This is a genomic window from Metabacillus sp. KJ11-3 (genome assembly GCF_055808295.1).
This window is the reverse complement of the sequence record NZ_CM147865.1, coordinates 3,671,522-3,686,285: the sequence shown is the minus strand read 5'-3', so window position 1 is coordinate 3,686,285 and position 14,764 is coordinate 3,671,522. Positions and strand designations below refer to the sequence as shown.

Sequence of the window (14,764 nt, the reverse complement as noted above, 5' to 3'; positions counted from 1 at the left end):
AGATGAAAAAAAGGTCAGACCCTTGGATCACACATAAAGTGTGAGATCGAGGTCTGGCCTTTATTACTGGGTAGAAGTATTGAAATTGCTTACGACACAATGGCTTCTTGAGCAAATTGTTTTCCCTGCCATGCCTTTGATTTCCAACGGTAATACATAATGATTCCTCTTACCCATTCGTCCGTTATAAAGGCAATCCATACTCCGATAAGACCAAGGTCAAAATGAATGCCCAGCACATAGGCGATTGGAACACCTATTCCCCACATAGACATAATTCCAATATAGGTTGGGAAACGGAAATCTCCCGCTGCTCTTAAAGAACCGACGACAATCATATTGAAGGCTCTCCCGGGCTCAAGCAGGATGGTGAGTAAAATTAATGTGCCACCAACCTCCAGTATTCTTTCATTAGATGTGAAAATACCGAGCAAGTAATCGGAGAAAAGGGTAAAGACAATCGCTATTATTGTAGAAATAACAATACCAACATGTAAGCTTTTTAAGCATCTTTTATATGCCGAATCATAATCCTTTGCTCCGACCATATAGCCAACTAAAATTTGTGTTCCCTGACTAACTGCTAGGCTAAATAATAAAATAAGCATCATAAGGTTTTGTGCATATACTTTTGTGGTTAGTGCCTCAGTTCCAATCATTGTGATGAAGAAAGTAATCAACATTTGTGAAGAATTGTATGATAATTGTTCACCAGCAGTTGGAATTCCAATATGAAGAAGCTTTTTAATATGATGTGCAGGTAACTTGAACAATTCTTTTAGATTAAGAGTAAAGTGAACACGTTGCTTTAAAATGTATAGAATAACGAGTAACCCAATAAACCGGGATACGACAGTTGAGATTGCAACACCTTGAACACCTAACACCGGAATACCGAAAGGTCCAAAAATAAATAAATAGTTTCCAATCACGTTAATCAAATTCATACCGATTGTCAGGTACATAGTATCCTTCGTATAACCATAGCTTTTAAGAATGGCACCAGCAGTCATAATTAAAGCCTGGATAAAAGAAAATCCTCCTACAACCTGTAAATAAAACTTTGCATCTGACATAAGTTCCTGAGGTAAATTCATAAGTTGAAGGATATCATCACTGGCGATGATAATGACAACACTGATAACAATACTGAATAAAAGATTGGCCGAAAGAGAAACAGAAGAGATTTCTTTTGCATCTTTATATTGATTTCCGCCTATATATTGAGCAACAAGAATGGTTGTTCCTGTCGCAATAAACCCAAACATCACAATCAATAGAAATAAAATTTGATTGGAAACACCTACAGCAGCCACAGAATTATCTGAATACTGACTAAGCATCAATGTATCTGCATTTCCCATTAACATATGAAGCATGATTTCAATAAAGATGGGCCAGGTTAATGCAAATAATGTCATTTTACGATCTTGTCTTAAAGTAGACATTTTCATCTACCTCCTTTACTATATGTCGATAATACTTAATAAGTTTACATAGATTGCAGTATAATAGAAAGAGAAGATTACGATATAATTTGGAGAAATACGACTTAGAGGATGATGCAACTTGTCACATATACAGTTTCAGGTACCGGCTTTTCCGACCTTGATTAAAGGAGGATATGCTGTTTTTGAAAAGGGTAAAAAACATTTTCAACGTACATTTATGGTGCTTGACTTGATTTATGTAAAATCAGGGGAATTATATCTAACAGAAGATCGTATTCCTTACTCAATTGGCAAGGGCCAATATATTATTTTACTTCCAGGGTTTGAACATTTCGGTCATAAAGGCTGTCAGGTGAAATCTGAATATTATTGGTTTCATTTTATGATTCCTACAAACTATGAAATTGTGGAAGAGGGGATTACAAATTGGGCTGATATTCATGAATCAGAAGGAGACTATGAACACCCTCCTTCTTACAGGCTGTCTATTCCATGTTATGGAGAAATAGAGAATACAAGCTTTGTAGAAACCATTTTTCACCAAATATTACATGTTGATCATCAAACACCTGATTATCAATTAAAGCAGCAATTGTTTTTTCAGGAGTTTCTTTTACACCTCCAAAAGGAAGCATGCAAAATCCCTTCTGCTGCCGAAAAGGTAGTGGAAGAAGTGGTAGCTTATATTCAAGCACATTACAGAGATGAGGTGAAAATGGAGGATCTTGCAAATGCTATCCATTTTCACCCGGATTATATTACTCGTTGTATGCAAAAAATTGTTGGTGAGACGCCAAATCATTATTTAAATAGATATCGGATGAACCAAGCAAAAAGATTGTTAGCCACTACAGATCAAAAGATCGCTAATATCTCAAAAGAAGTGGGGATTTTGGATTCCACTTACTTTTCAAAACTATTTAAGAAAATGGAAGGTCTCACACCAATTGAATATCGAAAGGTCATTTTAAGGAGATAACAAGACAGTTATTTCTTAATAAGCAAAAGGGCAAAGTCATAGCCATCAAGTGTGACAGAAAGCTGATCGGAATGTGCAGCAAATTCTTTTGAGAGCCAGAGGTCAAAAATCGTACGGTCTTTAAGGTGTAACGGAAGCAAAATCGTTTGTTTTTCAGGGTGATTATTAATGACAACAATGACAAGTTGTGTGGAATTTTCTCTTTGATAACAAATGGAATTTTGGTTGATATCATAAGATAAGAGCTGGAATTCCCCGTCATTTCCGAGAACAGGATATTGCTTACGAAGGTGAATCAATCTTTTCATGAATGTTAGCATGTCCTGATCCTGTCTTAAAGTATCCCATTCCATACACTTTCTGCATCCGGGATCCTGATCTCCAGTTAAGCCGATTTCATCTCCATAGTAAATCGAAGGAGAACCATAGAAGCTAAACTGAAAAACGGATAACAGCTTAACTTTTTGCTTATTCATCTTTGCAAGATTTACAATTCTTGGTGTATCATGGCTTCCTACCATATTAAATAATGTATGATAAACAGGTTTTGGATATTGGTGTAAATAGTGTTGTAATGACGTAGTAAATTGCTCAGCATTTATCACATTATATGCGAAAAATTGGTGAAGAAGCTGTGCGAAAGGATAATTCATCACAGCATCAAACTGAGCCCCGTCAAGCCATGGCATCGCATCGTGCCATACTTCTCCAACTAGATACACATCAGGGTGATCACGCTTTATCACCTGATGAAAATCTTTCCAAAATTGATGGTCAATCTCATTCGCAACATCCAACCTCCATCCATCGATGTGACATTCTCTTATCCAAAATTGCCCAACATCAAATAAAAGTTTGCGAACCTCAGGATGTTGAGTGTTCAACTTCGGCATTGATTTTTCGAAGGAGAAGGTTTCATACTGTATGTCACCAGTTGATGAAAAGCTTATATGAAACCAATCCTTATATTGTGAAGCTTCTCCATGTTGCAACACATCTTGAAACGGAGGGAAGTCCTGCCCGCAATGATTAAAAACCGCATCAAGCATGACACGAATTCCTCTAGCATGGCACTCCTTAACAACATCTTTCATATCTTGTATGCTTCCAAATTGCGGATCTATTTCGAAATAATTCACCGTATCATATTTATGATTTGAATGGGCCCGAAAGAGCGGGGTAAAGTAAATTCCGTTGATTCCCAAGTCTACTAAATAATCCAGATGTTGGAGGACACCTTGTAAATCCCCTCCAAAAATAGAGTCTGAGGCAGGTTCTATGCTGTTCCATGCTAATGTTCCTGCAGGATCATTTGATGAATCTCCATTTGCAAATCGATCTGGAAAGATTTGATACCAGACCGTATTTTTTACCCATTCAGGTGCTTTAAAGGCGTCTGCACGATGATAATAAGGTAAGCAAAAATAGGCTGAAAAATCTTCATGAACATGATCGGTAAATCCCTTTTCAGTGAAAAAGAGCTCCGACTCGTCGCTTTTTAAATGAAAGGCATACCTAAGACGCTTTTGTGGTGGGAAAACAGTAACGGACCAGTAATCAAATAATCCATCTGTACCACTATGCAACATTTGTAATAATGTAGACTTCCAATGCCCTTGATCAAATTCAAATGGATCTCCATAAAGAAGATTGACGGAGTTAACATCTTGATGCTTTGTTCGAAGTTGAATTTGAAAAGACCCATCACAAGTTGGGTAAGCAAATTGATCTCCCGGACGATGATAAATAGCTTCTCTCAGCATGATGACTCCTTTATCTTAAATGAATTTGTATTAATAAGCTTTTTCCAATTATAAACAGGATATTCATATAAAACATATAAGAATTTTAAATAAGATTTGACGGTATATGACACAAAGCGATACTCTTAAGAACGTAGAGATATAGAATATAGGAGGAACGGACCAAGATGTTTAAAAGTGCTGGCAAATTTTTGCTTATTCTGTTTCTTCTTTTAGGCGCAATTCCCGTGAATGCTGCTGAAAAAGAAGAGAGGGTATGGCAAGATGAAATTGCTTACTATGTTGTCGTTGACCGATTTAATAACGGAAACTCTAAAAATGATGGTAATGATCTCAATTTTGAGGATCCAACTGCTTATCATGGAGGAGACATTGAAGGAATTACTAAGAAAATTGAGTATATTCATGAAATGGGTTTTACCTCAATCATTCTTTCCCCGATTTTTAATGAAGAAAACAATGCAGTTGAAGTGAAAACAATGGACGAGCATGCAGGGACGGTTGAAGATGTAAAGAAACTTGTAGAAGAAGCTCACAAGCTGGATATGAAATTATTGTTGGATTACGGTGAAATCGAGCAAAATCTTACACAATCAGCATCATGGTGGATAAAAGAAACCGACGTTGATGGATACTATATCGAACAAGCAGACAGTATCGATGTGAGTGTTTGGAATCAGTTTCACAAGGACTTAGAAGAACTCAAAAAGGATTTTTACTTAGTAGGATCAATTGAGTCAAAAGATGCGAATGTTTTTTCTTCATATCTAGAAAATGGGTTTGATTCTATTCTGAATCAATCTTTTTATGAAGAATCAGCTAGGGTATTTTCTAATGTTGATCAATCTTTTCAACCAATTACAGAAATTGTAGCTAAGTCATCACCTTTACTAAGTACATATGTTGATAATGACCGAAAAGTCCGCTTTACAAGACATGCCATCGAAAATAATCAGCATCCGGGTGTTCGGTTGAAAATGGCTTTCTCCTATATGTATACGATCCCGGGAACTCCGTTTGTTTATTATGGATCAGAAATTGCTGTTGATGGAGGAGAGCCGCCGACAAACCGCCCTTTAATGAACTTTCAATCAGATGAAGAATTGATTGAGTATTTAGGAAAGTTAGCTAATGTAAGAAAGAACTTTCCTGCCTTAAGGTATGGTGACTATAAGGTTTTATATGAAAGACCTGGTATCCTTATTTTTAAACGGACCTATCAAGACGAGACAATAATTGTAGCAATTAACAATTCAACTGAAACTAAAAATGTGAAAATATCTGCCGCAGCAATTGCTGAAGATAAAAAATTAGAAGGCTTGTTAACGGGTGACACTTTTGAAGAAGAAGATAACCAATACGAGTTCATCCTTGATCGTGAAATAGCCGAGGTATATGAAATAAAAGAAAAGACAGGGTTAAATATACCATTTATCAGTGTCTTTATCATCGTTCCGACATTGTTTATTTTGTTTTTGGTCATGGCTTATAGAAAAGGAAAGCAGAAATCTTGATATAGAAAGGGACTGTTCATTTAGAACAGTCCCTGTTGTTTTATAATGATAGGCAAGCATAAAATTCTGTACGTAGTGTTGGTGTCCAGCTCCAGCACCTAGTCCCTCGAGCTCATAAGTTGATTTGGAAGGCAAAGAACACCTTCTATTCCAAATCAACTTATGATTGTCGGGCCTGATCAAGACGATTGCGCTTTTCTAACCATTAACAATTTTTCCACCATTCACATGAAGTGTTTGCCCTGACATATAGGAAGAATCATCACTAGCCAAAAATACGTAAGCAGGTGCAAGTTCTTCAGGTTGTCCAGGTCGCTTCATAGGTGTATTTGCACCAAATGTTGCAACTTGATCTGCCGGGAACGTAGATGGGATAAGTGGTGTCCAAATTGGACCGGGAGCCACTGCATTCACGCGGATTCCTTTACCGGCTAGATTAAGGGCCAACGAACGGGTAAACGCAGTAATCGCACCTTTGGTTGAAGAATAGTCAATTAACTGCTCATTTCCGGCATAAGCCGTTACAGAAGAGGTGTTAATAATAGCACTTCCTTTTTTGAAATGAGGAAGGACAGCTTTTGTTAAATGGAAAAACGAGAAAATATTTGTCTTGAAAGTTCGTTCAAGCTGTTCAGTTGTAATATCTTCAATTCCTTTTTGAGGGTGTTGCTCAGCTGCATTATTTACTAAGATATCAACTTGTCCAAAAGTTTCAACTGTTTTTGCCACAACTTGTTGACATACAGTTTCCTCACCGATATCTCCAGAAACAAGCAGGCATTTTTGACCTTCTGCTTCTATATGTTTTTTTGTTTCTTCAGCATCCTCTTGCTCATCTAAATAGGAAATGACAACATTAGCTCCTTCTTTTGCAAAAAATACTGCGACTGCTCGTCCAATTCCACTGTCTCCACCTGTAATAATGGCCACTTTATCTTTTAATTTTCCACTTCCGGTATATGATTGATCATCAAATGTAGGTTTTGGATTCATCAAATCCTCATGCCCGGGCTGAACATCCTGGTGTTGTGGTGGTAATGTTTGTTTTTGTTGATTTTGATTATTACTCAAAGTTTTTACCTCCTATAATCTTATCGTTTACCTATTATGTGAAGAAAATCTAAAAGTATGTTCATGATGTCATGATGGTATTTCTATTCCCACTTGTTCATTAGAGTAAACAAAAAAAGAAGCCCAATTTCAGGCTTCTATCATGAATTTCTTAAATTTGCTCTCATTTTACATAAAATTTCTCGTATCTGTTTCAGTTCGTCATTTGTTATATCCTGACAAAGTAGTGAATTAAATTGGTTGGCAATAGGGATGATATGTTCTTTTAATTCCAGCCCTTCTTTTGTCAAATATAATCGCTGAACACGACGGTCCTTTGGACAATTTATTCTTTTTACAAACCCTTTTTGCTCAAGTCCAAAAGCCATTCTTGCAATGTTTGTTTTATCTTTATCTAGTTTACATGCAACCTCATTTTGACTAAGTCCATCTTTTTCCCAAAGCAACATCATAATCAAATTCTGTTCAGGAGCAATATTAAAAGGTACTAATTTATTTTTTATATATCCTGTGAGCTCTAAATCAGTTTGGTGGATAAAAATGCTAATTAAGTCATTTAGCGAGAGTGTCATGTTCGGTAGACTCCTAATCATTCTAGATATCATTAATGTTAGTTTAGTAAGAAGTTACTATATTGTCAATTTTATGGGAGGAAAGTACTTAGAAATAGAGGAGTGAGTATATAAAAAAGCGAGTGTTTTCACTCGCTTTTTAGAGACTAAAATTAGAATTTGCTTGCTAATTCAGCAGCTTGACGGATACCGTCTTCGATGATCTCGTTTGCACGATCCGGGAATTGATTATGTCCTTCAACGATTACATCAGCTGTATTCGTGATTCCCCAGAATGCCAATACATTTTTAACATAGTTAACAGACATTTCTACAGCCGCAGCAGGACCTTCTGAATATACGCCGCCACGAGCATTTAAAAGAGCTACTTTTTTCTCTGAAAGTAAGCCTACAGGACCTTCTGGTGTATATTTGAATGTTGTACCAGCTTGTGATAAATAATCCATGTATGTGTGTAAAACAGCTGGAACTGTGAAATTCCAAAGTGGAAATGCGAATACAACTTTATCAGCTGCAACAAATTGATCCAAGTATTTTTGAACTAAATTTGCAGCTTTTTCTTCTTCAGCTGTTAATTCCATTCCTCTTGCATGTTTAAACATACCGTTAATTGCGTCCACTCCATAGTAAGGAAGGTTTTCTTGGAATAAATCAAGCTCTGTGATTGTATCTTCTTTGTGAGTTTCTTTGTAAGAATGTACAAAAGCGTCATATAATTTAACACTTACAGCCTGATCTGCAGGGCGAGAATTTGCTTTAATAAATAATACATTTGACATATAAATTCCTCCATTAACTTTGATTGCAACTCAGTTGCAATTATTTATTTGTTGGCATAGCAACTACTGGAAATTCAAGTATCTCAAATTCGTTTAGTTTGACTAAAAGATGTTGCTATACATACTAATCTGCATAAGTTTGATTTTAATGAATATTGATGCATGTGTCAACAATATTGTCTATGCGGAAAATTATAACGTATTTGGTAGAAGAAAAGGTCAGTCAAAAGGATGAGATTTTGGGGAGATGGACGTCAAATCTTGCAACTTGATAGATTTATTAGGAAGTGGATAGCATGTTAAGCAGAATTGAAGGAAAAATGTTCCTTTGCAACTTTGTCTCCATTTTTTGCAAAAGTTAGAGCGTATGTTTGCAGGTATATAGTTTATTCTTGCAACTTTCCTGATTGTTTTGTAACCGCCATTTGACGATCATTCCTGAATAGAGTCGATTAAATGGCTGACAATAATGAAGCAAGATCTCAATTTGCCCGCTTTTAAGGTTCTCAACGTACCCAATTTTGCAAGTTCCTATGTTTTTTTGCAACTTTGCCTGTATTTTTGCAAAGTCAGAGCATATTTTTGCAGGTATATAGTTTATTCTTGCAACTTTCCCGATTTTTTTGCAACTGCAATTTCACGGTCATTCCTGAGTAAAGATCAATTTCAATGGCTCCCCACACTGAAGCAGGATCTCAATTTGCCCGTTTTTAAGGTTCTCAACGTACCCAATTTTGCAAGTTCATATGTTTTTTTTGCAACTTTGTCTGTATTTTTGCAAGTCAGAGCATATTTTTGCAGGTATATAGTTTATTCTTGCAACCTTCCCGATTTTTTTTGCAACCGCCATTTGATGACCATTCCTGAGTAAAGATCAATTTCAATGGTTCCCCATACTGAAGCAGGATCTCAATTTGCCCGTATTTGAGGTTCTCAACGTACCCAATTTTGCAAGTTTATGAAGAAGTATAAAGAAAAGCCCTAAAACACTGTTTTAGGGCACATACCTTACATAACATTAAAATATTTTGCATCCGGATGTGCAACAACTATGGCTGTAACAGATGCTTCTGGTTCCATCATGAAACCTTCTGTTAGCTGTATGCCGATGTCCTCAGGACGAATAAGGTTAAATAGTTTTTCTTGATCTTCAAGATCAGGACAAGCCGGATATCCAAAGGAATAGCGCTGTCCTTGGTATTTGGCTGAGAAGCGCTGGTCCATTGTGAAATCTGGTGCATCAGGGAAGCCCCAGCGGTCACGAATGAGTTGATGTGTACGTTCGGCTAACCCTTCTGCAAGCTCTAAAGCAAGTGCCTGAACAGCGTGACTCTTTAAATAGTCACCTTGTTCTTTAAATCCTTGGGCAAGCTCACGAATTTGACTTCCTGCTGTAACGGCGAACATAGCAACGTAGTCAAAGCCGTCTTTTTGTTTCGGACGAACATAGTCGGAAATGCAGCGATGCGGCAGTTTTTCCTGTCTTGGAAAATCAAAAGTTTGTACGATTCTTTCTGTATTTTTCGGATCAAGGATATGAAGCTTATTTCCATCACTATACGATGGGAAAAATTGATAGACCGCAGCTGGTTTGAACCATTCCTGTTTTGCTCCATCTTTTAAAAGCTCTTGTATCAATTCAACAAGCTCGACTGCTTTAGGGTCTTTCTTTTGAACTAATTCCTTGATTTTCCCTTTTAATCCCAGATGATGACCGATAAGCATTTGCATATTTACATAAGGAATGATGTGGGAAAGGGAGATATCCTTGAGTATATGACGCTTTGTATCAACAGGCGTAAAAATTGGCGCATCAGTTACAGTTCCACGCTTGATTAGCAGGTCTGTAACACTTTGTGCTTGAGAGTTCTTTGGTTTTGCCTCTTCTGTTACGGCAGCTTCTTTTGCAGCGAATATTTCAGGTGTTGTGCGTAATTGATTAGCTAATGATAAGCCATCCATTGCATCCTTTGCATAGACAACAGGACCGTTGTATTCAGGTGCAATTTTCATTCTCGTGAATTTTCTTGATAATGCTGCACCACCAACCAAAATTGGTAACTCACAGTTTGCTTTGTGTAAGTCTTGGGCAGTGATCACCATTTGTTGTGCTGATTTAACAAGTAAGCCGGATAAACCTATAAGATCCGGTTTTTCATCCTTTACAGCTTGAATTAATGTTTGTGGTGTTACTTTGATGCCAAGATCGATCACTCTATAGCCATTATTACTTAAAATAATATCAACCAGATTTTTACCTATATCATGAACATCACCTTTTACTGTAGCAAGTAGGATTTTCCCTTTTCCGCTATCATCGCGTTTTTCCATGAATTGCTCAAGGTAGGAAACAGATGCTTTCATAACCTCGGCACTTTGGAGAACCTCTGCAACAATTAATTGGTTATCATTGAATAAAACTCCGACTTCAGCCATACCTTCCATTAATGGTCCATTAATGATATCAAGAGGCTCAGGATATTTTTTTAATGCTAACTCTAAGTCTGGAATAAGACCTTCTTTCGTTCCTTCTACGATATAGCTTGCTAACCTTTCTTCCAAGGTCAGGTTTTGAACAGGTTTTTTGTCTTCTTTTTTCTTACCGCGGTAGAATGCAGTAAATTTAGCTAATGATGCGTCTGTTGTTTTAAATAAAAGATCTTCGGCCATTTGTATTTCTTCTTTAGGAATCGAAGCAAATCTTTCTAATTTTTCTGTGTTTACAATCGCATAATCGAGTCCGGCCTGTGTACAGTGGTACAAGTAAACAGCATTCAGAACTTCGCGTCCAACAGGAGGAAGACCGAAAGAAACATTACTAACGCCTAATATCGTTAAGCATTCAGGCAGCTTTTCTTTAATAAGCTGGATACCCCGAACCGTTTCATTTGCTGAACCAATATATTGCTCATCACCAGTTCCTACCGGGAATACAAGTGGATCAAATATCAAATCACTCGGCTTTAGTCCATGCTTTTTGACGAGAAGATCATGAGAACGAATCGCCACTTCAAGTTTCTTTTCTGCTGTTAGGGCCATTCCCACTTCATCTATTGTTCCAACGACTAAAGCGCCACCGTATTTTTTGACAAGAGGAACGATTGCGTCAAAGCGCTCTTCACCATCCTCAAGGTTAATGGAGTTGATGATCGCCTTACCTTGAGAGTATTTTAGTGCCCGTTCAATTACTTTCTCATCTGTGGAGTCAATAACAAGAGGAGCTTTGACTTTTTTCACAACCTCTTGAATGAATACTTCCATATCCTCGAGCTCATCCCTATCAGGGTCAGCCAGGCAAATATCGATAACATGTGCACCGCTTTTTACTTGTGCTCTTGCTATCTCAGATGCTTCCTCTATTTTGCCTTCTGCAATCAGACGTTTAAATTTGCGGGAGCCAATAACATTGGTACGTTCACCAACAAATAAAGGCCGCATTCCTTCTTCATAAAGAAGGGCATCGATTCCAGATACAGTGTGACCAGTCGATACTTCTTCGATTTTTCGTGGAGTAATGGTTGAAACTGCTTCAGTAATAGCACGGATATGTTCTGGTGTAGTCCCACAGCATCCGCCAATTAGATTCAGCCAGCCTTGTTCTGCAAAAGCAACAAGCTTTTTCGCGAGTGATTCTGGTGATTCATGATAATTCCCCTCTTCATCAGGTAAGCCTGCATTCGGGTAACAGCTAACAGCTGTATTAGCTAAACCGGAAAGTGTACGAATATGGTCTGTCATAAATTCAGGTCCAGTTGCACAGTTTAATCCAACTGAAAGTGGCTTCATATGTTCTAATGATACATAAAATGCTTCGATATCTTGACCTGCAAGAGTTGTACCCATAGGCTCTATCGTTCCGGAAATCATTAAGGGAAGTTCCTTGCCTGTATGTTCAAAGGCTTTTTTAATTCCTAAAAATCCAGCTTTTACGTTTAACATATCCTGGCTTGTTTCGAGAAGGAGCAAGTCTGCTCCTCCAATAATTAAGCCTCTTGCTTGTTCTTCATAATTTTCGACTAAAGTATCAAATGTTGTTCCACCTGTAACTGAAAGTGTTTTTGTTGTTGGTCCCATTGCACCTGCGACATATCTGGGCTTTTCAGGTGTTGAGTATTTTTCAGCGGCACGTTTCGCTATTTTAGCAGATTCAATGTTTAACTCTAAAGCCAGGCGTCCTAGATCATACTCATCCAAAACAAGACCTGTAGCCCCAAAGGTATTGGTAGAGATAATATCTGATCCAGCTTCCAAATAGGCTTCGTGAATGGTTTCAATCGTCTTTGGAGAAGTCAATGTAAGATATTCATTACATCCATCATAATCTTCTCCGCCAAAATCCTCAGGGGACAGGTCTGCTGCTTGAATCATTGTCCCCATCGCACCATCTAGGACAAGGATTCGTTTTTCTAGCTCTTTGTTGATGCTACACATGTGTAATCTTCCTTTCAGCTCGCTGTTTTTCCTTTTCATGGATGTAATTTGTTAACTCCACTGTAAGGTCGTATTGTAAAAACGGTGTAATTAAATAAATACCATTGAACAGTTCGAAGGCTGTATCAATTAAATCTTTTGCAATGGCAAGGCCTTCTTGGCGTGCCTGTTCTTTATCTGATCCGGCTGAAGCCATTTTTTCACGAATAGAGTCAGATAGCTTTATACCAGGAATTTCATTATGAATAAATTCCGCATTTCGACTTGAGGTTAATGGCATAATCCCGATATAAATCGGAGCTTGCAAGTTTCGTGTTGCTTCATATACATCGATAATTTGCTGGTTTGAATAAAGGGGCTGAGAAATAAAGTAATCAGCGCCATGAGCAATTTTCTTTTCTAGTCGGACTACAGCTTTATCTAAGTGACGTACATTAGGGTTGAACGCTGCCGCTACAGAGAAGTTTGTTTGTTGTCCAAGCGGTTTACCGGAATAGGATACACCTTTATTAAATTGTTTAATTAAACTGATAAGGTCAAATGATGACACATCATATACGGATGTAGCCCCAGGGAAATCACCAATTTTAGATGGATCACCCGTAATGGCTAATATATCTGACATCCCAAGAGAGTGTAAGCCCATGAGATGTGATTGCAGTCCAATTAAATTCCGATCGCGGCATGTAATATGAATTAATGTTCTTGCCCCGGTCTTTTCTTTTGCTAAGATTCCGGCAGCTAAGTTACTAATTCTTGGTGAAGCCAATGAGTTATCTGCAAGTGTTAAAGCATCGATTCCTGCATGGTGAAGCGCTTCTGCACCTTCAAGGAATTTCTCCATACCCAGTTTTTTAGGGGGATCTAATTCAACAATAACAGAACGTCTCTCCTGAACAATATCCTCAAGCGGAGTTGGAGATGTGACGTGATGTTCTTGAACATGCAGTTGAGATGTTGCAGGGACTTTAACCTGTTTTGTTGTAACAGGGGATAAGTTTGATACAGCTTCAGCCATTGCTTTAATATGCCTAGGTGTAGTCCCACAGCATCCTCCTATTAATCTCACACCTTGATCTCTAAATTTTAGAGCACTTTCCTTGAAATACGTTTCATCAGATTCATAGACAAGATTCCCCTCAATTAGTGCAGGTAAGCTGCTGTTTGGAAAAACAGATAAATAGGCTTCATTTGGTATTGGTACCTCTTCTAAAGATTGAATCATATGGTAAGGACCTAGGCGACAGTTTAAGCCAACAACATTTGCACCAAGGTCTTCCAGAAGTGTGAGACCATTTTTCACTGATGTTCCATCCTGCAGGACACCAGCTTCATGAAGGGAAACATTTGCAATAATGGGCTTGTTCGTTTCCTTGCGGGCAATTTGAAGAACTGTTTTCATTTCTTCCATATCATAATAAGTTTCAAGTAGAAGACCATCTACATCTTCGTTTAGAAGGAGAAAGAGCTGCTCTCTAAAATTTCGTTTCACTTCTTCAATACTATGTGCACTCTTTTTAAAAGATCTGACCCCGCCAATTGTGCCAAATACATATGTGGATTGATCAGCGGCTTTTTTGGCAATTTCAACTGCTTTTTTGTTAATTTGTCTGATTTCATCTTCTAATCCATATCGTGAAAGTTTGATATCATTAGCACCATATGTGTTTGTTTGAATTAAGTTTGCGCCAGCTTCTATATACGCTTGATGAACAGCAAGGACATCCTCAGGTCTTGATAGATTCAATTCTTCAAAGCAACGATCAACACCATGTGCATAAAGCATTGTACCCATCGCACCGTCACCAATTAAAATGTTATGTTTTAAATCTTCTAAAAAACTCATTGAATGAAGCCTCCGATCTATATGATTAATAGGTAAAAATTGTTTTTAGATAAAGGAAATTAAAAAAGCCTTCTTTAGGAAGAAGGCTTTAATCATTATTAGCTTCTCCTTATCTTTCAAGCATCTTACATGCTTAGCTGGAATTAGCACCTTGGCACTCGCAGAAGTCTTGGTGGGGTGTTGGGAATTGATTGACGGGTAAGAATAAAACACTTCTTAAATAGTGGTGCATATTTTCTTTTAGCACAGCAAGCTTGCACAGCAAGCTTTAAAAAATAAATAAAAATGCTTCGAACAAACAAGATCGCTTTGTTCGATTCATTTTTATACTATCTCAACTTATATTTTAAGGTTGATA

Annotated in this window: 9 protein-coding genes; 2 read left to right on the top strand and 7 right to left on the bottom strand. The window is 37.6% G+C overall.

The annotated features are described in order from the left end of the window. Nucleotides 1-89: 89 nt before the first annotated feature. Nucleotides 90-1,448: an MATE family efflux transporter gene (locus tag AC0L8O_RS18320; protein ID WP_473444337.1), complete on the bottom strand. Its 1,359-nt coding sequence runs from the start codon at nucleotides 1,446-1,448 to the stop codon at nucleotides 90-92. A gap of 121 nt (nucleotides 1,449-1,569) precedes the next feature. Here AC0L8O_RS18320 and AC0L8O_RS18315 point away from each other — a divergent pair, with 121 nt between their 5' ends. After that, a complete protein-coding gene (locus AC0L8O_RS18315; RefSeq protein WP_473444335.1) occupies nucleotides 1,570-2,430 on the top strand; it encodes a helix-turn-helix transcriptional regulator in 861 nt (286 codons plus the stop codon). An 8-nt stretch (nucleotides 2,431-2,438) separates the two neighbouring features. Here AC0L8O_RS18315 and AC0L8O_RS18310 read toward each other — a convergent pair whose 3' ends face one another. Then, nucleotides 2,439-4,193, bottom strand: coding sequence for an alpha-glycosidase (locus AC0L8O_RS18310; protein WP_473444333.1), 1,755 nt, complete (start codon nucleotides 4,191-4,193; stop codon nucleotides 2,439-2,441). A gap of 167 nt (nucleotides 4,194-4,360) precedes the next feature. Here AC0L8O_RS18310 and AC0L8O_RS18305 point away from each other — a divergent pair, with 167 nt between their 5' ends. Continuing rightward, nucleotides 4,361-5,707 carry an alpha-amylase family glycosyl hydrolase gene (locus tag AC0L8O_RS18305; protein ID WP_473444331.1) on the top strand — a complete coding sequence of 449 codons (1,347 nt, stop codon included), beginning with the start codon at nucleotides 4,361-4,363 and terminating at the stop codon, nucleotides 5,705-5,707. A 198-nt stretch (nucleotides 5,708-5,905) separates the two neighbouring features. Here the strand turns inward: AC0L8O_RS18305 and AC0L8O_RS18300 are convergent, their stop codons facing one another. From AC0L8O_RS18300 to AC0L8O_RS18280, 5 genes are all read right to left on the bottom strand, one after another. Then, a complete protein-coding gene (locus tag AC0L8O_RS18300) occupies nucleotides 5,906-6,778 on the bottom strand; it encodes an SDR family oxidoreductase (protein WP_473444329.1) in 873 nt (290 codons plus the stop codon). A 140-nt stretch (nucleotides 6,779-6,918) separates the two neighbouring features. Further along, complete coding sequence (locus AC0L8O_RS18295) at nucleotides 6,919-7,350, bottom strand: MarR family winged helix-turn-helix transcriptional regulator (RefSeq protein WP_473444327.1); 432 nt, start codon at nucleotides 7,348-7,350, stop codon at nucleotides 6,919-6,921. 152 nt (nucleotides 7,351-7,502) lie between these two features. Beyond that, nucleotides 7,503-8,129, bottom strand: coding sequence for an FMN-dependent NADH-azoreductase (locus AC0L8O_RS18290; protein WP_473444325.1), 627 nt, complete (start codon nucleotides 8,127-8,129; stop codon nucleotides 7,503-7,505). Between the two features lie 1,008 nt (nucleotides 8,130-9,137). Then, nucleotides 9,138-12,560 carry a methionine synthase gene (gene metH, locus AC0L8O_RS18285; RefSeq protein ID WP_473444323.1) on the bottom strand — a complete coding sequence of 1,141 codons (3,423 nt, stop codon included), beginning with the start codon at nucleotides 12,558-12,560 and terminating at the stop codon, nucleotides 9,138-9,140. Further along, nucleotides 12,553-14,406: a bifunctional homocysteine S-methyltransferase/methylenetetrahydrofolate reductase gene (locus AC0L8O_RS18280; RefSeq protein WP_473444321.1), complete on the bottom strand. Its 1,854-nt coding sequence runs from the start codon at nucleotides 14,404-14,406 to the stop codon at nucleotides 12,553-12,555. Before AC0L8O_RS18280 ends, metH begins: the two co-directional genes overlap by 8 nt. Nucleotides 14,407-14,764 lie beyond the last annotated feature (358 nt).